Source organism: Aquidulcibacter sp. (assembly GCF_044346625.1).
Classification (GTDB): domain Bacteria; phylum Pseudomonadota; class Alphaproteobacteria; order Caulobacterales; family Aquidulcibacteraceae; genus Aquidulcibacter.
Genome location: NZ_JBIIYV010000012.1, coordinates 21,590 through 44,360 on the forward strand (window position 1 = coordinate 21,590; position 22,771 = coordinate 44,360).

Below are 22,771 nucleotides of genomic sequence, written 5' to 3' on the forward strand. Positions count from 1 at the left end.
CGTTTTTTATTTCAGCGCGTTTTGATCTGACTGGATCAAAGTTGCGCGGTTCTTTAGGAAGGCTGACCGCCTGTACGCTCAACACGCTGGGTGGCATAGAGCGCACCAAAATCCATTGGATCCAACATCAAAGGTGGATAGCCGCCGGCTTGGCTGTTGTTAGCAATCAATTGACGGGCGAATGGGAAGAGGATCTTCGGGCATTCCGCCAACAAGAGAGGCTCCAAAGCATCGCCTGGAACGTTGGCGAATTGGAATAGACCCGAATAGACCAATTCAATGATGAATTGGGTTTGGCCTTCGCGGTCGCTGCGTGCATTGATCTTCAAATCAACTTCAAAGACCCCGGATTCATCCATCGCCCGAGCGCTCACGTCTAATTGAAGATCGATTTTTGGCTGGGTGCCTTCCCGCAGCGAGTTAGGCGCATTTGGATTTTCAAACGAAAAATCCTTTACATATTGGGCTAAAACACGGACCGAAGGGGCAGTTTCCGCCCCATCATTCGCTAAAGAACCGTTTTCCAGTGGCGCAGAGGCCGTATCATCTGTCATGTCTTGATCTCCAGAAGCTGTGGTGGCTAGCACGCAACAGCCCTTTACGGCAACCAAGTGGCTGACTTACGCGTCATTGCACCCTATATGAGTGTATGACCGCCATTTAAAACCAAGCGGGACCGGATCGAAAACCATGGAAATAGTCTTCTTCGCCGTTGTGGCAGCTCTCGTACTTGGCCGTTTGTATCAAGTGCTTGGCCAAAATCGTGGTGCAGAGCCACCTCCGATGCGACAGCCCAGATTTGGCATGCCCGAGACGCCTGCTGAAAAGGCGGATGGCGACGAGACTGCCGACGATGGCGGTAAGGTTTTGACCTTCCCTGTGCGGGAATATGATGGCCCTGGCGCAGCTGGCCTAAAAGCAATTGGGGCGGCCCAACGCGGGTTTAGAACCGAAACCTTTCTGGAGGGCGCGAAGTCTGCTTATGAAATGATCGTAACGGCCTATGGCGCTGGCGATGAACAGACCTTGAAAGATTTGGTCGATGCCGACGTGTTTGAAGCTTACAAGACCTCGATGGATGAGCGGCGGACAGCCGGTGCCGCCAAGATCGAGGTTATTCGGTTGAGCGATGCAAAGATCGTAGATGCCGAATTAGATGGTAAAATCGCACGTATTGACGTGGCCTTCTCATCTGACTTGGCCGATGGTGGGGATGGCCTACGCGCCGCTGATGAAGTTTGGACGTTTGAACGTGCCGTTGATGCCCGCGATCCAAACTGGCTTCTGAGCGCGGTCCGGACCGCCTAATCATGCGCCGCATGTATTCTTTGTTGACCACATCATGCTTGATGTCGGTCTTACTCTCGGCTTGTGCCACGGTGGCACCGACACCCACACCCACACCGGCACCCGCGCCAGTGCCGCAACCGGCACCGACACCTGTCGTAACGCCTGTGCCGACCCCGGCACCCGCTGTTGCAGCGCCAATTACCCCGCTGCGACCAGCTGTTGCGCCGCCCAGCGTGTCGGCAGCGCCTCCGCCACCGGTTGATATCGTGCCGCTGCAGTTTAGGTCCGCTGCGTTCGAGAGTTTGCCTAATTGGGCAGAGACGGATGTAGGCGCTGCCCGCCGCGCGCTCATTCGTTCCTGTGCGATTACTCAGGCCAGACCTAAAGATCAGCTGTTGTCGGCAGTAGCAACCTATTCGGGCCGCGTTGGCGATTGGACGGGGGTTTGCGCCTTGGCAGAGGACCCAAGCCTTGAGGATCGCAGCTTTTGGGAAGGCCAGTTTCAGGTCTGGCGTGTCGCCACTGAGACGACAGAGGTTGGTCGTCTAACAGGCTATTATGAGCCGATCATGGCAGCCTCCCGCGTGAAGACGCCTGTTTATTCCGAACCGATCCAAAGCAGACCTGCCGATCTATTTGAGATTGATCTTGGCCAGTTCGACCCCACCCTGCGCAATCGCTCCATCGTTGCTCGGATGGATCGGGGGAAAGTCGTGCCATATTGGTCGCGTGCCCAGATCTCGCAATCCACAGCGCCAGTCTTGGCGTGGGGTGAGCCGGCTGAAGTTTTATCGCTGCAGGTTCAAGGCTCTGGCCGCTTGCAATTTGATGATGGCAGCCAGGTTCGCGCTGCATTTGCGGCGCACAATGGGCATCGTTTTGGCTCAAACGCGCAAGAATTGATCCGCCGGGGGGCCCTGCCCGTCAACGGTGCCTCGATGGATGCGATCAAAACCTGGTTCAAGACCGCCGCACCCAAAGAAGCGCGGGAAGTTTTGAATGCCAATCCGCGCACCGTCTTTTTCCAACTAGAACCGATCAAGGATCTAAGCGTTGGCCCCAAGGGTGGTCAACAGGCGGCCCTTGAGGCCAATGGCTCTCTCGCTGTGGATACAAGTTATCATGCCTATGGCGTGCCCATCTTTCTGGCAGCGGATGCGCCGCGTGTCGCGCTTTCAGCCGATGTTAGTCTGCGACGCTTGGCAGTGGCTCAAGACACTGGCGGTGCGATCCGCGGCCCGATCCGGGGTGATCTTTATTGGGGCACAGGGCCAGAGGCAGGTTTGCGGGCGGGGCGGATCAATCATGACGTGCGGTTTTGGGTTCTTTTGCCAAAAGGCCTAACCCCCACCGCCGCCGCTTCGGTCCGTTAAGGATGAGCCGGCGTCGGGATTTGATGCCGGATGAAGCTAAGCTGTGGCACCGGGTTGCCCGGACAGTTCGTACCTATGGTCACCAAAAGCCCAATTTAGCGCTCGAGGATACTGCGCCGACCCCTGCTCCAGTCCCGGAAATAGCGAAAAAGCCCGCCCCAGAACTGCCCCACCTAGCACTCAAGCGGGCCAAGGCGGCACGATACGTTCCTGCGCCACCAGCTCCAAAGGCTGAAGTGAGACCGGCGTCGTTGGTTTCGGACGCCTCAGGGCACAAAAAAGTGCGACGTGGGAAGCTGGATATCGATGGCTCGATTGATCTACACGGCTATCGACAAGTAGAGGCACAAACAGCCCTCGCTGGCTTTTTGGTGCGGATGCGCGGAAGCGGCGCGCGGTGTGTATTGGTTGTTACTGGCAAGGGTCGTGCCATCGAAGTCGGTGAAGATTATTTGACCCCTCAACCCGGCGTTATCCGTCGTCGCCTGCCCGAATGGTTGAGTGGGCCGGGAATCCGTGAACATGTATCGGAATATGCCTCTGCCCACCCTCGCCACGGAGGAAGCGGGGCCTATTATGTTCTGTTGAAAGCGCTGAAGGATACTTAAATGAGCGGCCATAAGCCCGACGAGACTTGGTGGAAGACCCGCTCTGTCTACCAAATTTATCCGCGCTCCTACTGCGATGCCAATGGCGACGGAATGGGCGATTTGGCCGGGATTACGCAGGGTCTAAGCGCGATCAAAGCCTTAGGTGCCGGCATTGTCTGGATGTCACCTGTTTTCCGCTCGCCTATGGTTGATAATGGCTACGATATGTCAGGCTATCGCGAGATTGACCCCTTGTTTGGCACCCTAGCGGATTTTGAAGCGTTGCTGGCTGAAGCCAAGCGCTTAGACCTCAAGATCGTGCTCGACATTGCGCTTAATCACACCTCGATTGATCACCCATGGTTTCAAGCGGCCCTGTCCGATCCATCCGGACCATACCGCGACTATTACATTTGGCGGGATGAACCCAATAATTGGCAATCCATATTCGGTGGCCCCGCTTGGTCAAAGCCTGATGGCGATGACGGCTGTTATCTGCATCTGTTTGATAAGACCCAGGCGGACCTGAACTGGGAAAACCCTGCTGTTCGCGAGGAAATCTATGGCGCGATGCGGTTCTGGTTGGACAAGGGCGTCAGTGGTTTCCGCCTTGACGTGGTGACGGTCATATCAAAGCCACCAGGCCTACCCGATGCGCCAGATCCTAGGCCCATGCCGCTTTACGATATGTTGGCAGGCGGGCCACGCTTGCATGAATGGCTGCGTGACATGCGGCGAGAGGTGTTTGACCTTTATGATTGCGTGGCGATTGGCGAGGGTCCGGGCCTCAATCCAGAGCGCGCTGCGGCCATCGTCAATCCAGCTGACCCTATGTTGCATATGATCTATCATTTTGATTTTGTGGACCATACTGGTTCACGGCAGGGCAAGGATTGGGATCGGGTCTGGTTCAAGTCTGTCTTTGATCGGTGGGATAAGGGCATTGGACAAGATGGGTGGAATTCCTGTGTGGTCGGTAATCATGACCTCCGGCGCTTGATCGCCCGCTTTGGGGATGCAAATGCGGACCCTAATCTGGTCGCAAAGGCTCTGGCTGCCACGTATCTGCTGCAACGCGCCACGCCCTTCATCTATCAAGGTGACGAATTAGGCTTGGGCGATACGACAATCACCGCGGTCGAGGAATTAGACGATGTGTGGGCAAAAACGACATATCGACTCGCCCGGTCAAAGGGCCATACCGAAGCAGAGGCCTTAGCCAAGGCGGTCGCCATGACGCGCGATCATGCCCGTACACCCTATCCTTGGACACCAGAAGGCGGGTTTAGCGTGGGAACACCTTGGCTAAAGCCGACGCCTAATCGCGGTGGGGTGGACTTGGCCAGCCAGCAGACCAATAGCCATTCAGTCTGGGCCTTTTACCGGGACTTGTTAGAACTCCGGTCGAGGGATCCACAGACCTGGGTATTTGGAGCCTATGAGGATTTATTGCCCGACCATGAGAGCTTGTTTGTCTATCGGCGTGGCGCGCGCGGTTTGGTTTGTGTGAATCTGATCGGCGAAACGCGTGCGCTGCCAGAGGCCGTCACGCAGATTCTGTCTGAGCGGACTTGCCTAAACAGTTCTGGGGACGTCAGCCAAACTCAAATGGGTCCTTGGGAGACCCAAATCTGGGCCTAGGGCTTCACGCCGTTGGCGGCAAACCAAGCGAGCAATTCATCCCAGCCTTGCTTGGCGGCAGTTTCTTGATATTGCGGCCGGTAATCGGCGTGGAAACCATGTTGGGTGCCTGGGTAGATGATAAAGCGGCTTTGACGATTGCCGGCCTTGTCTAGGGCGGCCTTCATCGCTTCCACACTGCTGAGCGGAATGCCGCCATCATTTTCGGCATAGAGGCCAAGAACTGGGCTCTTCAGCTCTCCTGCCACATCCATTGGCCATTTGCGCGGATCGGTTGACCCATCGCGCGGGGTCAAGCGACCGTACCAAGCAACACCCGCTTTGATCCTGGGGGTCAGAGCGCTGGCCATCCAGACCACGGCCCCGCCCCAGCAAAAGCCGGTGATTCCAATGGCATCACTTTTGACGAATTTCTGCTGGTCCAACCACGCGATGGTGGCCTCGATATCGCCCATGACCTGGGCATTATTGGCGGCATTCACGATCGGCATGATCTTGGTAAAGTCAGTCAGGGGAGCTGGATCACCTGCACGGGCAAAGAAGGATGGCGCGATAGCAACATAGCCTAGACGGGCAAAGCGGCGGCACACATCGCGAATATACTCATGCAGGCCGAAAATCTCGCTGACCACGATGACCACCGGTTTACGTCCCTTCGCCTGTGGGCGGGAAACAAAAGCGGGCAGGTCGAACCCCTGCGAGGGTAAGGTGATCATTTCCGACACTAAGTCATCTGAAGGCGTGGAAATGGCGGCTGCATGCACCGGACGAATGGCTGCGGCGAAGCCTGCGAAACCCATCGCGCCTGTCAGGCCGCGTCGGGACAAAGTTACGGTGGCGTCGGGGCCTTCAGGGCGGGTCAGGTTCATGGCTAGATACTCCTACGTCTTTGGGTTTCACCTTTGCCTAGGTGCGTCAAGTACATTGCACGCTCTTTCATATTCCATCAGGCTTTACCACTTAGAGCAGACGATAACAGCGCTGTGGCTGCCGCTAGGTTGACCAAATCAACAAAAGCGTGTCGGAAAGAGCGAGTGAACGAGGAGCCTATAAGCATGTTTCGCATGGACGAAGAAGACGAAAGCAAAGCGGGAAATCCAGCCCCAGCCATTGTAGAAAAGGCGCTCTTCGACAGCCGCACCATTCTACTCACCGGTGGCGTTGACGACAAACTGGCTCAGCGGGTTTGCGAACGCCTGCTAGCGCTCTCGGGCGATTCCGATCAGCCAATCCTTCTGATCATCTCTTCACCAGGTGGTCATGTGGAAAGCGGCGACATGATCCATGATATGATCAAGTTCGTGTCAGCGCCGGTAAATGTTTTGGGCTCAGGTTGGGTCGCTTCGGCTGGCGCATTGATTTATGCGGCGGCTGAACGTGAGCGCCGCTTCTGCTTGCCCAATACCCGCTTTTTGCTGCATGAACCACGCGGTGGAGTCGGTGGCATGGTGTCGGATATTGAGATCCAAGCCCGTGAAATCATCCGTATGCGCGAACGTCTCAACGCCATCTTTGCGGATGCAACCGGTCAGCCCATCGAAAAGATTAAAGCGGATACCGATCGCGATTACTGGATGAGCGCAGAAGAAGCCGTGGCCTATGGCCTCGTTGGCAAGATTGTCACCAAGCGCACCGATATTGGCTAAGTCTTACGTATTGGTGGGCGCTATCGCCGGTGCCTTTGGGGTGCGCGGAGAAATACGTCTGCGCAGCTTTACTGCAGACCCAGAAGCGATTGTAGATTATGCCCCTTTTTGTAATGAAGAGGGGCAAATCATTTTGTCCATTCAGTCGTGGCGGCCGATTAAGGATGGCATTGTGGTGACGGCGAAGGAAGTGCCAACGCGGGAAGCCGCGATGGCTTTGCGCAATACCAAGCTATTCGTGCCCCGGGATCGACTTCCAGAAGCTGAAGAAGACGAATTCTACCACGTCGATCTGATTGGGCTGCGGCTGGAGGCTTTGGACGGGGCAGATCTGGGCCGTGTTCGCGCGGTCATCCCCGGCCCACAAGATCTTCTTGAGATCGAGGCGACGCCAGGTGCCAAGGCCAGCTGGTTCTTGCCCTTTACAAAGGCCTTGGTCCCGATTGTTGATTTGCCGGGAAAGAAACTGATTGGCGAGGTCCCGCTTGGCCTGATCCCCATGGTCGGCGACGTTCCCGAAGAGGCACCCCCACCCCCTACTCACCCAAAATCGTCGAAAAAGCCACCGAAAGGCCCCACCACATGATCCGTCCTTCTGGCCGTACAGCCGATCAATTGCGCCCGTTGAGCCTTGAGGCCGGTGTGTCTCGCTATGCCGAGGGCTCGTGCCTTGCAAAGTTCGGCAACACGCATGTGCTCGTCACGGCTTCCTTGGAAGAGAGCCTACCGGGCTGGCTGCGTGGGCAAAAACGTGGCTGGGTGACGGCTGAATATGGCATGCTGCCGCGTGCGACACATACGCGTGGTCGCCGAGAAGCTGCTTCGGGTAAACAGTCGGGCCGTACGCAGGAGATTCAGCGTCTGATCGGGCGCGGGCTTCGTTCTGTGGTCGATTTACTCGCTTTGGGGGAACGTCAAATCACCATTGATTGCGATGTTATTCAGGCCGATGGCGGCACGCGCACAGCCGCGCTGACGGGCGCTTGGGTCGCGTTGAAGCAAGCTTGCCTCTATCTGAAGACAGAAGGCCTGATCACTGAGGAGCCGATCCGCGCGCAAGTGGCGGCTGTATCATGTGGCATTTATCAAGGCGTGCCTGTGCTTGATCTGGATTATCCCGAGGATTCAAACGCAGAGGCTGATGCGAACTTTGTTCTGGCCGAAGGCCTTGGCCTTGTTGAAGTTCAGGCAACCGGTGAAGAACGGCCCTTCACCGAAGCCGAACTGCACGTGCTTCTTTCACTCGCAAAGTCTGGCTGTGAGGATTTGTTTGAGGCCCAGCGTCAAGCACTGGGCCTTTAAACTGGGCCATTAAATCTTAGCTTTGGTTTTTGATCCCGGCCTTTTGGTCGGCCAACAGCTCATCATCGGTCAGATCGCCTTCCCACTTAGCCACGACGGCAGTGGCGATGGAGTTGCCGATGACGTTGGTGGCGGAGCGGCCCATATCCAAGAAGTGATCGACGGCCAGGATCAGCAAAATCCCGGCTTCGGGAATTTTGAAGAAGGAAAGCGTCGCCGCAATCACAACGAGCGAGGCCCGCGGCACGCCGGCCATGCCCTTGGAGGTCACCATCAGCAAAAGCAACATGGTCGCGATCTGCGGCACGGTCAGGACAATGCCATAGGCTTGGGCGATGAACAGTGTCGCGAAGGTGCAATACATCATCGAGCCATCAAGATTGAACGAATAGCCCAGAGGCAGCACAAAACTGGCGATCCGGCGCGACACGCCAAACTTCTCCAATTGCTCCATCGTTTTGGGATAGGCTGCTTCAGACGAAGCGGTAGAGAAAGCCAGCAAGGTGGGTTCGCGGATGCGGGCGATCAAATTGCCAATCGCAGGACCGATGACGACAAAGCCTGCCAATAGGAGAAGACCCCACAATATCACCAATGCCAAGTAGAAGCCACCGATAAACGAGGCATACGTGCCCAAAACGGCTAAACCCTTGGTCGCGATAACGGCCGCAACAGCGGCAAACACCGCGAACGGCGCAAGCGACATCACATAGCCGGTTAGCTTCAACATGGCGTGTGAGACCTTGTCAGCAAGGTCAGCCAAGGGCTTGCCTTCTTCGCCCATTGCCGTGACGGCGACGCCAAAGAAGATCGAGAACACCACGATCTGCAAGATTTCATTATTCGCCATGGCTTCGACGATGGATTTCGGCACCAAATGGATGATGAAATCTTTCAAGGTCAGCGCTGAGGGCTTGATATCGCTGACGGCATCAGCTGGCGGGATTGGCAGATTGAGCCCGACGCCAGGATGCAAGACGCTGGCAATCACGGCCCCTAAGGTCAGAGAAACCAGCGAGGCAGCAAGGAACCACGCCATCGTCTTGATACCGACGCGGCCCAAAGTTGTAGTGTCCCCAATGTGGGCGATACCGGCAACCAAGGTCGCGAACACCAAGGGTGCGATGATCATCTTGATCAAACGCAAGAAAATGTCGGTCACAATCTTAAAATTGTCCGCCCAGACCAATTGGCCTTCTTTGGGAACAAACTCGAAAATAGCGGCACCGACCGCGATCCCTAGAACCATGGCGGCCAGAATAAAAACTGTGAAATGCTTGTTCATGCCTTAGCCCTGTTTCTAATCCGGACGCACAATCGGACAAGAGGTTTGAATACCTCCTCTCGTTGCCAACAAACTGTGGTCCACCCCCGTGCGACTTTGGGACTAGACTTATGCTTCATTCAACTTGTTGTGAAGCCTTAATAGCCGTCTTATGGATATGAGCGCAGAAATTGTGCCTAACATGAGCAGGTTAAGGCGCATTCGTATTCGCATTGGCCTAAAGTCCTCACGATGAATTGACCCTATTGCGGATCTGGCTGTGCAACATCGCCAATAGCCCGGCCTTTTCTTGGCCTTCAGCCGTTTGGACCCCTATGACCGCTCTGTTTCAACAACCCTTATGGTTGCGTATTCTTGTCGGCATGGTTTTGGGAGTCATTTTGGGTTTTGGGATCCGAGCTGATGGCTTTCTGGATGGACTAATTGATGGTGAGGCCTGGTCGGCCGCGCTGAAGCTGATTGGTGACGCCTTTATCCGTTTAATCCGGATGCTTTCGGTCCCGCTGATATTTGTTTCGGTGGCCGCGGCAGTGGTGGCGATTGGCGACTTGAGCCGATTGGGAAAGTCCGGTGCGCGGATCGCCGCCCTTTACATCCCGTCAGGTCTATTGGCTGCCTGCTTGGGTGTTGGTTTGGCCATGCTGCTGCAGCCGGGGGCTGGCATTGATGCCCCGGCGGGATTGTCTGCCCCCCCTGTAAAGCCACCGCCGACGGGTGCGGACATTCTGGCCATGTTTATTCCGGCCAATCCTGTAGAGGCCTTGGCTGACGGCGATATGCTGAGTGTGATCGTGTTTGCCATTTTGTTGGGCATTGGTGTGTTGGGTGCCCGGGAAGCCGCAAAGCCTGTGGCCGACGTCTTAGATGGTGCCGCACACGCCCTGACAAAATTGGTCACTTATATCATGGAGCTAGCGCCTATTGGGGCGTTTGCCTTGATGGCGTGGGCGGTGGCTCTGATGGGCGCAGATGCGCTGGTGAAACTCGCCGCCCTGATTGGAACCGTCTATCTTGGCTGCTTCATTTATGGGTTCGTCGTCTATGGCGGCTTTATCAAATTTGTATTGGGTTTGCCGATTCTGCCGTTCTTTAAGGGCATGGCAGAAGCCATGGCCGTGGCCTATTCAACGTCATCCTCAAATGCGACCTTGCCTGTCACCATGCGCTGTATGATCGAGAAGCTCGGTATTTCCCGCCGGATGAGTGCGTTTGTGTCGTCCATGGGTGCGACAGTCAATATGGATGGGACGGCTATGTATATCTGCATCGTCACGATCTTTGGCGCACAATTGTTCGGCATTCCTTTGGACAATGGCCAGCTGGTTGGCATTGTGATCGCCGCGTCGCTTGGCGCGATTGGGGCAGCGGGCATCCCTGGTGGTTCAATCGTCTTTATCCCGCTGGTTCTGGGAATTGCGGGTGTACCGATCGAGGTGATTGCGATCATTCTGGGCGCGGACCGGATCATGGACATGATGCGCACCGTTGTGAACGTGCTGGGCGACAGTGCGGCTGCCGTAGCTGTCGCCAAGTGGGAAGGCGAGTTGGATGTCGAGGCCTATAAAGCCAATTACTTGCCTGAAGCGCGTTCAGCCTAACCGCGCTGGTCAGTACTTTTTAGCCCTTGGTCAGCTTCAAGCTCGGCCAAATTATGGGGGCGATGCCTTCGATCCCACCTGTGACACGCTCGCTGACCAGCCACGATGATGGGAAGAACCAAACTCCGGTGACCGGGCAGGCTTTCATCAGGATATCTTCGGCCGCCAAGGTTTTCGCCAATCGAGCCGACGGTTCACTTTCGGCACGCGCATCCGATAGCGCTTGATTGAAGGCTGGGTCCTTCCACTGGTGGGAATAGGCTGTCCCCCCTTCCCCCCAGGAAGCCATGAGGTCAATCGCGTCGGACTTCATGCCCTTATCAATGCGGACAATGGCAGCCTCAAAGTCAAACCCATTGAGGCGGGAGACAATGGCACTGGAGTCAGCGGCAAACATCGTCGCTTCAACGCCGATTTGTTTCCACATATCGACCATCTGGATGGCCGCACGCTCACGGTCGTCTTTGGTGACCAAAAGCTCAAACCGCAGCGGATTGGTGGGGCTGAAGCCCTTGGCGCTGAGAATGGCACGAGCACCTTCTGGGTCATATTTTGGCTGGGCTTGATCGCGCACATATCGTCCCGCGGGCTCAACCGATCCGCGCATGACGGCGTTAGCAATGACACTGCGGTCGAATCCCATAGCTAAAGCCCGTCGAACATCGGCGTCTTGGAATTGGGGCTTTTTCGTATTGAAGCTCATGTAAACAAGGCGTGGGGCCTCGAAGCGTTGGTATTGCGTACCAAATTCCTTGGCGAAATCAGCAGCGCGTAACAAGGGTGGGTCTTGCGCCAGATCCAAGTCACCCGATTGGAACATGCGCAGGCGGGTCGAAGAATCCTCGATGGCCTCAACGCTTATCCGACCGGGCATACCTTCAACCCAGCCACCTTGAGGGTTTTTGTCGAAAACCAAGCGTGTTTGCGAGCGTTCGACGGGCTTATAAGGGCCGGAGACAACAATCTTGTCGAGCTCTGTCCATTTGTCGCCGTGGGCGGCCATTGTGTGCATTGGCACAGGATAGAATTCCTGCATCCGGCTCCAAAAGGCCGCGTCAGAAACGTCCAATTCGACCACGAGGCTGGTGGGGCTAGGCGCTGACACCCCAATCGTTGTCGGGTCTTTCCCGTCCACGACGCAATCACGATAGCCCTTAATCATATAAAGCTCTGACGCGTCAGCATAGGCGGTCTTTTTGTCGGCACCTAGGCGCAAACTGTCGAGAATATCTTTGGAATCAATGGCCTTACCGTCTGACCAAGTCAGGCCTTGCGCGATTTCGAAGGTCCAAGTCTTATTGTTGTTGCTGGGTGTCCAGGAAGTCGCAAAGCCCTGTGTCGGTCCACCTTTCGGCCCATAGCCGACAACAGGCATATAGAATTGCCGGAACAAGAGGGCCGCGGCAGCAAACTCGGCCTTCAGAGGGTCCAAGGAATCGGGTCCGCCACCTAATCCCACCCGCAGGATATCGGCAGGGGCAGCCCCTTTCCCGCAGGCCGAGAGGCCCGAAAGGGCTGGAACGATAGCGAAGCTTGAAAGCAGGGTGCGGCGATTGATCTGGCTCATAGTCTGACAATGCCGCCCATTCAGCCGACGTCAAGTGCACAAGCGCGTCATTGCGCCTGTTTATGTGCACGCATGGCGTCCCTAAACCGCTCAAACAAATAGAAGCTGTCCTTTGGCCCGGGGCTGGCCTCAGGGTGATATTGCACCGAGAAGACGGGTTGGTCGGCCAGCGCGATCCCGCAATTGGACCCATCGAACAGCGATACGTGGGTTTCTATGACACCGTCGGGCAGACTTTCACGATCTACGGCAAAACCGTGGTTCATGGATACGATTTCAACCTTGCCCGTCGAAAGGTCTTGTACTGGATGGTTTGCGCCGTGATGGCCTTGCGCCATTTTTACGGTTTTTGCACCTAAGGCGAGGCCTAGCATTTGGTGGCCCAGGCAGATGCCAAACACAGGCACTTTAGCCGCAATAATTTTTTGAATGGTCTCAACCGCATATGTACCGGTTGCGGCTGGATCACCCGGGCCGTTCGACAAAAGGACACCGTTTGGATTGTGCGCAAGCACGTCTTCTGCGCGTGTGTGGGCGGGCATCACTTGGATTTTTGCACCAGTGGAGCCAAGGCAGCGCAAGATGTTTTCTTTTACGCCAAAGTCCAGCACGACGACGTTCAAGTCTTCTTGGGTATCGGAGGTGCCGGTTCCGGCCGGCCACACCCATTGTGTGCCATCAAACGTGTAAGGGGCTTCGCAAGTTACGTCTTTTGCAAGATCTAATCCCTCAAGGCCCGACCAAGCGCTAGCCTTTGCAGCCAAGGCTGCCACGTCAAATTGGCCGTCTGGTGCATGGACAATCACGCCGTGTGGCATGCCGTGCTCGCGGATGCGCCGGGTCAGCGCGCGGGTATCAATCCCGGTCAAGCCAATGATGTTTTTCAATTTCAACCAAGCATCTAGCGAAACTTCTGACCGCCAGTTTGATGGCCGCGTGATCTCTGCGCGCATAATTGCACCGCGTGCACCAAAAGCAGCAGGGGGCGAAGCATCTTCTTCATCCTCGCTATTTGTGCCGGTGTTGCCAATATGCGGCGCGGTGAAGGCAATGATCTGACCCGCATAGGACGGGTCAGTCAGAATTTCCTGATAACCCGACATCGCCGTATTGAAACAAACTTCGGCGACGGCTTCGCCAATTGCGCCACAGCCGTGGCCCCAAAAAACAGTACCATCAGCCAGAACTAGGGCGGCGGTGGGTTGGCGCGCGAAAGCGAGCGCGTGATCTTGCGCAAAGGTCAAGGTGGTGCTCCCGGGATTTTGTTGCTGTTAAGCTTGTGAGCGCGCAAGGTCAAATCAGGAAGGCAGCAAGGTCCATATAGCGATGCATGCGGTTCTTAGGAGTTTTCCTTGAGATGTTGGTCTCGCAAGACCCGCATTCGTTCTGACGGCGTGGCAGAGGTGGATGCCTCGAGAAGTGAGGCGCGCATGTTGGCGCGCTTTTCATGAATGGCGACCAGAATATTGCCCATCGGCACACCGGCTTCGACCAAGATGGCTTCCCCAACCTGCAGACTGGCCTCTAGGGTTTCAGGGACGGCTTCGCGCACGCCCAAGCTATACAAATGGACCGCATGAGCAGCGTCACGGCTTCGCGCTACAATCGGCAGGTTTGGTTGCTCAAGGTGGGCTGCGGTGACAACTTGGTCGACTGCGGAGCCCCCGTCCATCGTGACAACGAGGGCGCGAGCCCGCTCAATCCCGCACGCGCGCAGAAACTCACCGCGTGAAGCATCGCCGAGATAGACCTTTTTCCCGGTCTTCCGCGCGCGCCTCACCCGTTCAATATCGGAATCCACGGCGAGATAAGGGATCTTTTGCTCCGCCAGTAGCTCGACTACCACCGCGCCAACACGCCCATAACCGGCAACGATTACATGCGGGTTATCGGTCTGGCTGGCCTGCTGGGCCAGGTCGAGTTCCTCTGCTTCGATGGGCAACTTGCTATTGGCACTCTGTATGCCATAGCGTCCCAGAAGTGGGATCAAGCACATGGTGATTGCCGCGACGAGCAGCGCAAAATCCGCTTGTTCGGCTGGCAGGACGGACAGACTGGTCGCAAGGCCCAGAACCACAAAGGCAAATTCTCCGCCCGGCCCCAAGATCAAGCCCGCTTTCAGCGCTGCCGGGCGCTTGATTCCAAAACTGGGGCCAAGGGCGGTGACCACAGCTGCTTTGACGGCGATCAGGCCGATAATCGCACCGGCAATCTCAAGCGGCCGTTCTGACACCTTGCCGATATCCACACTCATGCCGACGGAGACTAGAAACACACCTAGCAAGAGACCCTTGAAGGGCTCAATCGTCGTTTCAACTTCGCGGCGGTATTCGGTTTCGGCCAAAAGTAGCCCCGCCAAGAATGCACCAAGGGCCATCGATAAACCTGCCGCCGCACTGCCGAGAGCGGTGGCGATTACAACTAAAAGGCAGGCGGCCATGAATATTTCTGGGCTGCGGGTTCGAGCTGCCTGGCGAAACAAAGGCCGTAACACGATGCGTCCAATGATTATGGTCAGTGCAACTGCCAAGACGGCGACAGCCAAACTTTGCACCAGCCCTCCGAGGCCCAGACCCATTCTGTCGGGTGCCAACATAGAAACCGCAAATAGTACAGGCACGACGGCTAAGTCTTGGAACAGCAAAATGCCGAAGGCTCCGCGGCCGGTGGGACTGGTCAGGCGTTTTTGTTCGGCCAAGGTTTGTAGGACAACAGCCGTTGAGGACAAAGAAAGGGCAAGGCCGATTACAGCAGCGCCTGTCGCTGTGGTGCCCAGAAAGAAGTAGCAGACAGAAAATATTGCAAGTGCAGAGAGGCCAAGTTGCAGAGAACCTAAACCAAACACCACTTTGCGCATCATGTTCAGACGCTCAAACGAAAGTTCAAGGCCGATCGCAAATAGCAAAAATACGATGCCCATTTCGGCCATCATGGCGATGGAAGCGCGGTCTTGGATCGTAAAAGCGTTGAGCCAGGGATCTTGAATAGCGAGGCCGCCTAAGCCGGAAGGGCCCAGTAAGATGCCGCACAGGATAAATCCGAGAACCGGGCTGATTTTGAACCGATGGAACAAGGGGACCACAATAGCTGCGGCCGTTAGAATAATGATCGGCTCTTTAAACGCCGCCATGTCCACCATACCTGCCAAATCAAATCCTCCTGCATGAATGCTAATGCAGCCCGGCTTGAATTGCCACGTTTCTTTAACGCGTTTGCTTGAAAATCCTGTCCATGACTGATTCGCATCAAGACCTAAGCGGGCCCCCTTGCACCACTCTGGAAGCGCAAGCGGCTTGTGAAAAATCCAGACGGGCGCTTGTAAAGGCAGCTGTGGCCGCAAGCTTCGGACTGGCTTCTACGGCTGTTCTGGGCGCTACTGAAGCGCGTGCGGCGAAGCCTGTTCCAAAAGGTGGCGGCAATGAAGCCGGCTTCCTTGGTTCAAATCAAATCACAGCCACTATTATGCGGCAGTTTCGTTCGGTGGGAATCATGCAGATTGATATGGGTATTGTGGTGAGTGCGATGCCTAAACGCGAGCCTGTACAAGCCGCCACCCCTGCCCTGCGTGCCGCGTGGCGCGGTGTCGCGCAAGAATTTGTCAATAGCTTCTTCATTCCGGGCCGGGTGCCCGATACCCAGATTTTGGGCCAGCGCATGCAGGCCGTGACCGACCGCGTGGTCGGCCCCGGCATTGCGCATGTTGTTTTGCTGTCTGTGATTGTCCGCTGAACCAACGTCCTACATGGCGGAAATGCCACCATCGACTTTCAGCTCTGCGCCGGTCACAAACTTGCTTTCATCGCTGGCCAGATAAACGGCTGCATAGGCAATATCGTCAGGCTCACCCAAGCGCCCCAGTGGGACTTGCCGCGCCAATTTTGCATAAGCCTCTTCCTGTGAACCAACCAGGCCTGCCATCCCGTCAAGGATTGGCGTCTTGATAAAGGTCGGGTGGATGGAATTGCAGCGGAAGCCGGGTACTTTGCGGGCACAATGTAAGGCGACCGACTTGGTCAGCAACCAAACGGCGGCCTTAGCCGCGTTATAGGCGGCATAATTGGCCGAAGCGATCAGGCCTGCAATCGATGAAATATTGACAATAGCACCTGGCCCGTACGGCTTCATGACGCCGAGCGCATACTTACAACCGAGGAAGACCGAATCGACATCGACCGCCATAACTTTCTTCCAGTTTTCAAAAGTCTCGCTTTCAACTGAGCCCAAGCTGCCAATGCCGGCATTATTGACCAAAACATTCAATCCGCCCATCGCGTCATGCGCTGCGTTCACGATCTCGATCCAGCGTGGCTCAGAGCAGACGTCTTGTTGGAAAGAGGTGGCGTGGCCAGGATAAAGCGCGTTGATGGCGGCAGCCGTTGCATCCGCCCCTGCTCCATTGATGTCGGTTACCACGACTTTGGCACCTTCTTTGGCATACATGGTGGCAATCGCTGCGCCTAATCCTTGGGCGGCCCCGGTGATCAAGGCCATTTTCCCGGCCATACGTCCTGTCATGTTCGTCTCCCTGATTATGTGCGGCGTAGACCATCCCAAGCCGCTTGTTCGAGTTGTTTTAGACTTTCCACCGAACAGGCATGGTTGCGCAAGAGGGCAGACAGCGGTCCCCAGACGATTGCCGCCAATTCTTCGCCGCTCAAGGTTTTGAGTTGCCCAGTTACAGCACCATCACGCGCAAAGATCGCGCTGGCTTTGATGAAGGCGCTTTCAGGGCCCATGGGCTTGCGGGCCAGATAGGCGGCAATGTCTGGCTCTTGGACGGCAAAGTCGGCAAGCCGTGTCCACATCAAATGAAAGCGCTGTTGAAGACTGAGGCGCGCTGGAAATGGCGCAAACACGTGGCGCTCAAAAAGGGCGCGCGCCCGCGCATCCAAGATTTCTGCGAGGGCAGATTTGGATGGCGCGATGCGGTAGAGCGTACCAACCGCGATGTTGGCAGCGGCCGCCAGCTCGGGCAATGAGACACTGTCGAGGTTATCACCTAGCGCTACCGACGCGCGTAAAAGCCGATCTTCGATGGCAGATATCGGTTCCGGGGAACGTCTCTTGGCCATAGCCACCTCTCAATGAAAAAATATTCAATGGCGTGGTTTGTTCTGGTGATCAATCCATTGTTCTGAGGAGCATAAGGGTGGCCGTGCTGAGGAGCAGGACCCCGACGATAGCAGAGAAGAGGCGTGCAAAGCGGGCTTGCGCAAACTGGCGCGACATCAGCCCCCCTGCCAGCGCAAACATGGACATGGTCAATGTGTCAAATAGGACGGTTCCTGCAGCAAACATGGCAAGTTGCGGCACGGTGTCACGTGGGGGATCAATGAAGGGCGGCAAAACGGCTGTAAAGAAGAGTAAGGCTTTTGGATTGCTGATTTGCACCAGGAACCCGTCTTTGAACGGGTGGCTGCCCGCCGCTTGGCCGGCAAGCTGGAAGCCTTGTGTTTCCTTGGAGAGGGCTGCCCGGAGAGCTTTAAGTCCAAGCCAGGCCAGATAAAGCCCTCCCAGAATAGCCAGCATCGAAAATGCCGACGGATACAACCGCATCAGCACACCTAAGCCCAATGCGGCAAAAACAAACCAAACTAATGAAGCAACGTTCATTCCGAACACGCCCCAAAGGCCAGCACGCGGGCCTTTTGCTAAGCCGGTTGCTAAGGCAAACAAGTTTGCAGGGCCGGGCGTTGCGGCCATCCCTGCCATGATTAGCAGGAAAGAGGCATAAGCGTGAGGGTCAACGGGCAAATGGTCTAGGTTCATCGATTGTCAGACCGGTCCCCGAATAGCGTGTCGAGGCGATTGGGTAGCGTGTCTGCCAAGCCATCGAGCGGGCCGGAAGAGAGTAGGAGGATAACCTCGTCTCCCCCAAGATTGGCTGGCATCTGGTTGAGAAACGCCTGCGTGTCTTCGATGCCTTGTGCTGAAACCCCTGCAGCATCCACCCGGTCGAGAATTTCTGACAGAGTCAATTGGCTCTGGCTTGTGGCACCGATTTTGGGCGGCGGCAGAATATGGACCTGATCACAGCCTTCAAAGACGTGATCATACCAACTCAGCGCATCTTGATTACGCCAAGAGAAGGTATGGGGCTCGAACACCACAACCAAGGGCCGGTTTGGGAAATGCAGGCGGATCGCGTCGATTGCCGACCGGGCCTTTTCATAAGACGAGCCAAAGCCCTCATAGGCTGGGACTGCGGACGTGCGTGTCTTTTTATCAAGCCGTCGCGCAACCCCTCGAAACGCGCGCACAGCGGCTTGGACTTGGGTGGCGGACATCATCCCGCGCTCCAGCACAAAGGCGGCACCCCCAATAAGGTTCTCTATATTATGGAGTCCCAATAGTTCCGTTTCTAGCGATATCCTTCTGCCACCGGGGCAAACAAGGTCAAAGCTCGTGACTTCGCCAATCGCGATGTTTTCTGCAAAATAGTCGGGGTTTGGCTTCAAGCCATACCAGACGGCGGGTCTGTCACCGATAAGGCGGCGGACAGGTTCATACGTGTGACAGGCGACGAGAAGGCCTTCGGGTGGCAGGGCGGCAAACAATTTTGCAAACGGGGCTTCATAGCTTTCCATCGTCGGGAACATATTGATGTGATCGTGCACGATGGAAGAAATCAGAATGTGGTTGGGGTTATAGAGTTCGAACTTGCTGCGCCGATCCTGCAGGCTGACGATATACTCGTCGCCTTCCATGATAAAGAGCGGGTCTGTTCCGGCGTGGCCGGTTTTTGGCAAGTCGAGCGGGATCGCGCCGATGAACCAGCCCGGATCTTGGCCCGCGTGACGCAGCAAGAAGGCGACCAGTGCCGTCAACGAGCTTTTGCCAAAGCTGCCCGCTACGATCAGATTTTCGCGGTCTTGCGTGAATTGGCCAAGATAAGTTGCAAAATTATAGCACGGCACGCCGCGCGCCTGTAGTTCTGCCAATTCCGGATTTGTTGCTGGGTCCATCTTGGCGGTCGTGCCCACGACAGCGACGTCGATTTTCTCTGGCAGATTGGCCACATCAAAGCGTTTGGCATAAACAATGCCCGCGTGGTCGAGATAGGTCGAAACAGGCGGGAAAACCCCTTCGTCAGACCCGGTGACTTGATGGCCTTGCGACTGCAAGACGCTGGCTAAAGCGCTGACGCCAGCTCCACCGATTCCTAGGAAATAAATGTTCATTTTCACCCTTTAGCGCGGCTTTTCGGGGTCGTCACGTCTGGGTTCGCAGGTCTTGCTGGACTGCCCCCGCCAACAATGCGCGGGCCGACTTCGCAGATGCGTTAAGCTGGGATAGAAACGCTCATGCCTTTTTCTGTCTCCGTCATCACCCTAACCCCAGAGGCTTGGCCCGGCGCGCTTGGCGCATCCTTGATTGGGACCGGGCTTGAGAAATCTGTGTGGTCGCTGGAACTGGTTGATTTGCGTGGCTTTGGCGACGGCAAGCATCGGCAAGTCGACGATACGCCGGCCGGTGGTGGCGCGGGCATGGTGATGAAGGCAGATATTGCAGCACGCGCGATTGATAGCGTAGCCCGCGAAGGCCGCCCGCTGATTTATTTGACCCCGCGCGGCAAACCTTTGACCCAGGCCCGGGTCCGCGAATTGGCGGCAGGACCCGGCGTCATCTTGTTTTGTGGCCGCTTTGAAGGCCTGGATGAGCGCGCCATCCTTACGCGCGAGATGGAAGAAATTGCGGTCGGGGATATCGTGCTGACCGGAGGGGACTTGCCGGCGCAAATGTTGGTGGAAGCCAGCGTGCGGTTGCTGCCCGGCCTTTTAGGAAATTCTGAAAGCCTTGGCGAGGAAAGTTTTGAATCAGGTCTTCTTGAGCACCCCCTCTACACACGACCACGTGGCTTTGAAGGCCAAGAGATCCCGCCCATTCTCATGTCTGGTGACCATGCAAAGATAGCCGCTTGGAAGAAGCAACAATCCGAGGCCGTCACACAGGCCCGCCGACCGGACCTTTGGGCAGTTTATAAGGGTGACAAAGGCTGATCATTCGTATAAACGCGCGTCTTCTTTCAACCTCAAAGTTCTCTTTGACAACAACAATGCCGCGGCCTGCTTGAGCTTTTGATCTGGTTTCAAAGTCTTAAGTTAGGAATCGTGCAAGGTGAGCTGACATGAATATCATCGAAACACTCGATGCCGAGGAAGTCGCACGCGTCTCCGAAGGCAAATCCATCCCAGAATTTTCGCCAGGTGACACCCTGCGCGTGAACGTGAAGATCAAAGAAGGCGAGCGCGAGCGCGTTCAGGCCTATGAAGGCGTTTGTATTGCCCGCTCCGGCGGTGGCATCAACGCTAACTTCACCGTTCGCAAAATCTCCTTCGGTGAAGGCGTAGAGCGGGTTTTCCCACTGTACTCTCCGAATGTGGAATCGGTTACGGTTGTGCGCAAAGGTAAAGTGCGTCGCGCTAAGTTGTACTATCTGCGGGATCGTCGCGGTAAGTCGGCCCGGATCGCTGAGCGTACTGACGGCCGTGGCTTTAGCGACTAACCTAAGCTGCCCTGAAACAAATCAAAAGGCGGTCCCTCGGGGCCGCCTTTTTTCTATTTGTCTCCTCAGGAAGCGGCTTCAATTGCCTCACTCAGCTCAATCCAAGCCGCCTCGGCCTTGGCGAGGGCTTGTGCATGCCATTCACGTTTCTTCGTAAGGTCTGCAAGCGCTTTGGCCCCTTCGGTATAGAGGCTGGGCGAGGCGAGACGGGCATCGATGGTGTCGAGTGCGTGCTGCTCTTTGGTGACAGCCTTTTCTGCGTCAGCCAAGCGGAAGCGCAAGGTGGAAAGCGATGGCCCCTTTTTGCCGCCGCCGACTTCGCCCTTCGCTAGGGCCTTAGGCGCGCTCTTGCCCGCTCCGCCGGCATCTGGACGATCCGCGCTGAGGACCAAGCCACGATAGTCTGTCAAGTCACCGTCATAGGCGCGGGCATGGCCATTATGGACCAACCACAGCCGGTCGGCACATGCTTCAGCCAAATAGACATCGTGGGTGATCAACAAAACCGCACCCGAATAATCGTTCAAGGCATGGATCAGGGCCTCGCGACTATCGATATCCAAGTGGCTTGTCGGCTCGTCCAAGATTAACACGTGGGGCTTGGCATAAGCCATTAAGCCCAGAAGCAGGCGCACTTTCTCGCCGCCCGAGAGCTTTTCGACGTGGGTATCGATCTTTTCTTGCCCAAATCCCATACGCGCAGCCAAGGAGCGGTGGCGCGAGGGTGGCCATTCGGGCTCTAGGTCACGGACGTGCTGCAAAACGGTTTCGCCTGCGCGCAATTCGTCCAATTGATCTTGGCTGAAATAGCCGATTTTGACCGCCTTGGAGGCACGCCGTTTGCCGTTCAACAATTCGAGCCGTGCACCAATGGACTTGACTAAAGTTGTCTTGCCTTGGCCGTTGGGGCCAATGATGACGATCCGGTCGTCGTGATCGAGTCGAAAATCCACCTGTCTCAAGACGGGCTTACCTTCAATATAGCCGAGGTCGGCCTCATCCAGCTGGATCAAAGGTGAAGCCAACTCGCTTGGTTCATCAAAGTGGAAGGGCATCGCCCGGTCTGCGATCGGCACGGAGATCTCTTGCATCTTTTCCAGCATCTTGATCCGGCTTTGAGCCTGACGCGCTTTGGAGGCTGTGGCGCGGAAGCGGTCGACAAAGGCTTGCAGATGTGCGCGTGCTGCATCTTGCTTGACCTTTTGGCCGGCAAGAAGCGCTGCACGCTCTGCCCGGCGACGCAGATAGGTGTCGTAGCCGCCGGCTTGGACTTCGAGCTTCGCATCTTCCAACGCCATGATGTGGGTGACGGAACGATTGAGCATTTCCCGGTCGTGGCTGACCACCAAGACGGTATTGGGATATTTGCGCAAGAAGGCTTCGAGCCAAGCAGCGCCCTCAAGGTCGAGATAATTGGTCGGCTCGTCGAGCACTAAGAGGTCTGGCATCGAAAATAGCACGCCCGCCAGCGCCGCCCGCATCCGCCAACCGCCGGAGAAGGACCCGGCCGGGTTCATCAGCTCCTCTTGCTTAAAGCCAAGACCGACAAGGATTTCACTGGCGCGCGCCTCTGCCGAATAAGCGTCAATGTCGGCCAAACGCGTGTGGATCTCGCCAATCCGATCGGGGTCGGTCGCGGTCTCCGCCTCGGCCATCAAGCTGGCCCGTTCGGTATCCGCCGCCAGCACCACGTCGAGCATCGGGTCAGCGGTGGCAGCGATTTCTTGGGCAACAAAGCCCATGCGCGCGCCGCGCTTGAGACGAACACTACCATCACCTTTCAGCGCTTCGTCTTGAATGAGCCGCAGAAGTGTGGATTTGCCAGAGCCATTCTTGCCAACCAAGCCCACTTTCCAGCCGTCAGATATGACAGCATGGGCCCCATCAAACAGCACGCGCCGCGCGAGGCGATAGGTTAGGTCTGTGATTTGTAACATAGGTTAGTTTTCTGACGGCAGGTCTTAGGAGGAGGC

At 56.3% G+C, this 22,771-nt stretch carries 22 protein-coding genes; 11 read left to right on the forward strand and 11 right to left on the reverse strand.

Annotation, left to right across the window (positions count from 1 at the left end):
* Positions 1-53 precede the first annotated feature (53 nt).
* Positions 54-554, reverse strand: coding sequence for a protein-export chaperone SecB (gene secB, locus ACIQ20_RS05170; RefSeq protein ID WP_395778041.1), 501 nt, complete (start codon positions 552-554; stop codon positions 54-56).
* A 136-nt stretch (positions 555-690) separates the two neighbouring features.
* On the opposite strand from secB, the gene ACIQ20_RS05175 reads away from it, so the two are divergent.
* From ACIQ20_RS05175 to ACIQ20_RS05190, 4 genes are read left to right on the forward strand one after another with little or no spacing between them, the layout of a single operon-like run.
* On the forward strand, positions 691-1,308 hold the full coding sequence (locus ACIQ20_RS05175; protein WP_395778043.1) for a Tim44/TimA family putative adaptor protein: 618 nt from the start codon (positions 691-693) through the stop codon (positions 1,306-1,308).
* 2 nt (positions 1,309-1,310) lie between these two features.
* Positions 1,311-2,663: a murein transglycosylase A gene (locus ACIQ20_RS05180; protein WP_395778045.1), complete on the forward strand. Its 1,353-nt coding sequence runs from the start codon at positions 1,311-1,313 to the stop codon at positions 2,661-2,663.
* A gap of 2 nt (positions 2,664-2,665) precedes the next feature.
* Complete coding sequence (locus tag ACIQ20_RS05185; RefSeq protein ID WP_395778047.1) at positions 2,666-3,271, forward strand: Smr/MutS family protein; 606 nt, start codon at positions 2,666-2,668, stop codon at positions 3,269-3,271.
* Complete coding sequence (locus ACIQ20_RS05190; RefSeq protein ID WP_395778049.1) at positions 3,272-4,894, forward strand: alpha-glucosidase; 1,623 nt, start codon at positions 3,272-3,274, stop codon at positions 4,892-4,894. It begins immediately after the preceding gene.
* Here the strand turns inward: ACIQ20_RS05190 and ACIQ20_RS05195 are convergent.
* Positions 4,891-5,763, reverse strand: coding sequence for a dienelactone hydrolase family protein (locus tag ACIQ20_RS05195; RefSeq protein ID WP_395778051.1), 873 nt, complete (start codon positions 5,761-5,763; stop codon positions 4,891-4,893). The genes ACIQ20_RS05190 and ACIQ20_RS05195 overlap by 4 nt on opposite strands.
* Positions 5,764-5,949: 186 nt before the next feature.
* Here ACIQ20_RS05195 and ACIQ20_RS05200 point away from each other — a divergent pair, with 186 nt between their 5' ends.
* Genes ACIQ20_RS05200 through rph form a run of 3 tightly spaced genes read left to right on the forward strand, consistent with a single transcriptional unit; the run spans position 5,950 to position 7,842 of the window.
* Positions 5,950-6,540: an ATP-dependent Clp protease proteolytic subunit gene (locus ACIQ20_RS05200; RefSeq protein ID WP_346381081.1), complete on the forward strand. Its 591-nt coding sequence runs from the start codon at positions 5,950-5,952 to the stop codon at positions 6,538-6,540.
* Positions 6,533-7,126: a ribosome maturation factor RimM gene (rimM, locus tag ACIQ20_RS05205; protein WP_395778054.1), complete on the forward strand. Its 594-nt coding sequence runs from the start codon at positions 6,533-6,535 to the stop codon at positions 7,124-7,126. Before ACIQ20_RS05200 ends, rimM begins: the two co-directional genes overlap by 8 nt.
* Entirely contained in the window at positions 7,126-7,842 is a 717-nt protein-coding gene (gene rph / locus ACIQ20_RS05210; protein WP_395778106.1) for a ribonuclease PH, read from the forward strand. The genes rimM and rph overlap by 1 nt, the downstream gene beginning before the upstream one ends.
* A 16-nt stretch (positions 7,843-7,858) precedes the next feature.
* On the opposite strand, the gene ACIQ20_RS05215 is transcribed toward rph, so the two are convergent.
* Positions 7,859-9,127, reverse strand: coding sequence for a dicarboxylate/amino acid:cation symporter (locus tag ACIQ20_RS05215; protein ID WP_395778056.1), 1,269 nt, complete (start codon positions 9,125-9,127; stop codon positions 7,859-7,861).
* A 314-nt stretch (positions 9,128-9,441) separates the two neighbouring features.
* Between ACIQ20_RS05215 and ACIQ20_RS05220 the strand changes: the two genes are divergently transcribed.
* Complete coding sequence (locus tag ACIQ20_RS05220; protein WP_395778058.1) at positions 9,442-10,725, forward strand: dicarboxylate/amino acid:cation symporter; 1,284 nt, start codon at positions 9,442-9,444, stop codon at positions 10,723-10,725.
* Between the two features lie 19 nt (positions 10,726-10,744).
* Here ACIQ20_RS05220 and ACIQ20_RS05225 read toward each other — a convergent pair whose 3' ends face one another.
* From ACIQ20_RS05225 to ACIQ20_RS05235, 3 genes are all read right to left on the reverse strand, one after another.
* Positions 10,745-12,292: an ABC transporter substrate-binding protein gene (locus tag ACIQ20_RS05225; RefSeq protein WP_395778060.1), complete on the reverse strand. Its 1,548-nt coding sequence runs from the start codon at positions 12,290-12,292 to the stop codon at positions 10,745-10,747.
* Positions 12,293-12,339: 47 nt separating this feature from the next.
* A complete protein-coding gene (gene carA / locus ACIQ20_RS05230; protein WP_395778062.1) occupies positions 12,340-13,536 on the reverse strand; it encodes a glutamine-hydrolyzing carbamoyl-phosphate synthase small subunit in 1,197 nt (398 codons plus the stop codon).
* Between the two features lie 95 nt (positions 13,537-13,631).
* Positions 13,632-15,431, reverse strand: coding sequence for a cation:proton antiporter (locus ACIQ20_RS05235; protein ID WP_395778109.1), 1,800 nt, complete (start codon positions 15,429-15,431; stop codon positions 13,632-13,634).
* 92 nt (positions 15,432-15,523) lie between these two features.
* Here ACIQ20_RS05235 and ACIQ20_RS05240 point away from each other — a divergent pair, with 92 nt between their 5' ends.
* Positions 15,524-16,021, forward strand: a complete 498-nt coding sequence (locus tag ACIQ20_RS05240; RefSeq protein ID WP_395778064.1) for a hypothetical protein — start codon at positions 15,524-15,526, stop codon at positions 16,019-16,021.
* Positions 16,022-16,030: 9 nt separating this feature from the next.
* On the opposite strand, the gene ACIQ20_RS05245 is transcribed toward ACIQ20_RS05240, so the two are convergent.
* From ACIQ20_RS05245 to ACIQ20_RS05260, 4 genes are read right to left on the reverse strand one after another with little or no spacing between them, the layout of a single operon-like run.
* The gene (locus ACIQ20_RS05245) at positions 16,031-16,807 is read right to left on the reverse strand and encodes an SDR family oxidoreductase (protein ID WP_395778066.1); all 777 of its coding nucleotides are present in this window, start codon (positions 16,805-16,807) and stop codon (positions 16,031-16,033) included.
* A gap of 14 nt (positions 16,808-16,821) precedes the next feature.
* The gene (locus ACIQ20_RS05250; RefSeq protein WP_395778068.1) at positions 16,822-17,364 is read right to left on the reverse strand and encodes a TetR family transcriptional regulator; all 543 of its coding nucleotides are present in this window, start codon (positions 17,362-17,364) and stop codon (positions 16,822-16,824) included.
* 49 nt (positions 17,365-17,413) lie between these two features.
* The gene (locus ACIQ20_RS05255) at positions 17,414-18,061 is read right to left on the reverse strand and encodes a LysE family translocator (RefSeq protein WP_395778070.1); all 648 of its coding nucleotides are present in this window, start codon (positions 18,059-18,061) and stop codon (positions 17,414-17,416) included.
* Entirely contained in the window at positions 18,058-19,473 is a 1,416-nt protein-coding gene (locus ACIQ20_RS05260) for a Mur ligase family protein (RefSeq protein WP_395778072.1), read from the reverse strand. The genes ACIQ20_RS05255 and ACIQ20_RS05260 overlap by 4 nt, the downstream gene beginning before the upstream one ends.
* Positions 19,474-19,596: 123 nt before the next feature.
* Here ACIQ20_RS05260 and trmD point away from each other — a divergent pair, with 123 nt between their 5' ends.
* Both trmD and rplS read left to right on the forward strand, forming a co-directional pair.
* On the forward strand, positions 19,597-20,292 hold the full coding sequence (gene trmD / locus ACIQ20_RS05265) for a tRNA (guanosine(37)-N1)-methyltransferase TrmD (protein WP_395778074.1): 696 nt from the start codon (positions 19,597-19,599) through the stop codon (positions 20,290-20,292).
* 128 nt (positions 20,293-20,420) lie between these two features.
* Complete coding sequence (gene rplS / locus ACIQ20_RS05270; RefSeq protein ID WP_313588453.1) at positions 20,421-20,798, forward strand: 50S ribosomal protein L19; 378 nt, start codon at positions 20,421-20,423, stop codon at positions 20,796-20,798.
* Positions 20,799-20,863: 65 nt separating this feature from the next.
* On the opposite strand, the gene ACIQ20_RS05275 is transcribed toward rplS, so the two are convergent.
* Positions 20,864-22,735: an ABC-F family ATP-binding cassette domain-containing protein gene (locus ACIQ20_RS05275; protein WP_395778077.1), complete on the reverse strand. Its 1,872-nt coding sequence runs from the start codon at positions 22,733-22,735 to the stop codon at positions 20,864-20,866.
* Positions 22,736-22,771 lie beyond the last annotated feature (36 nt).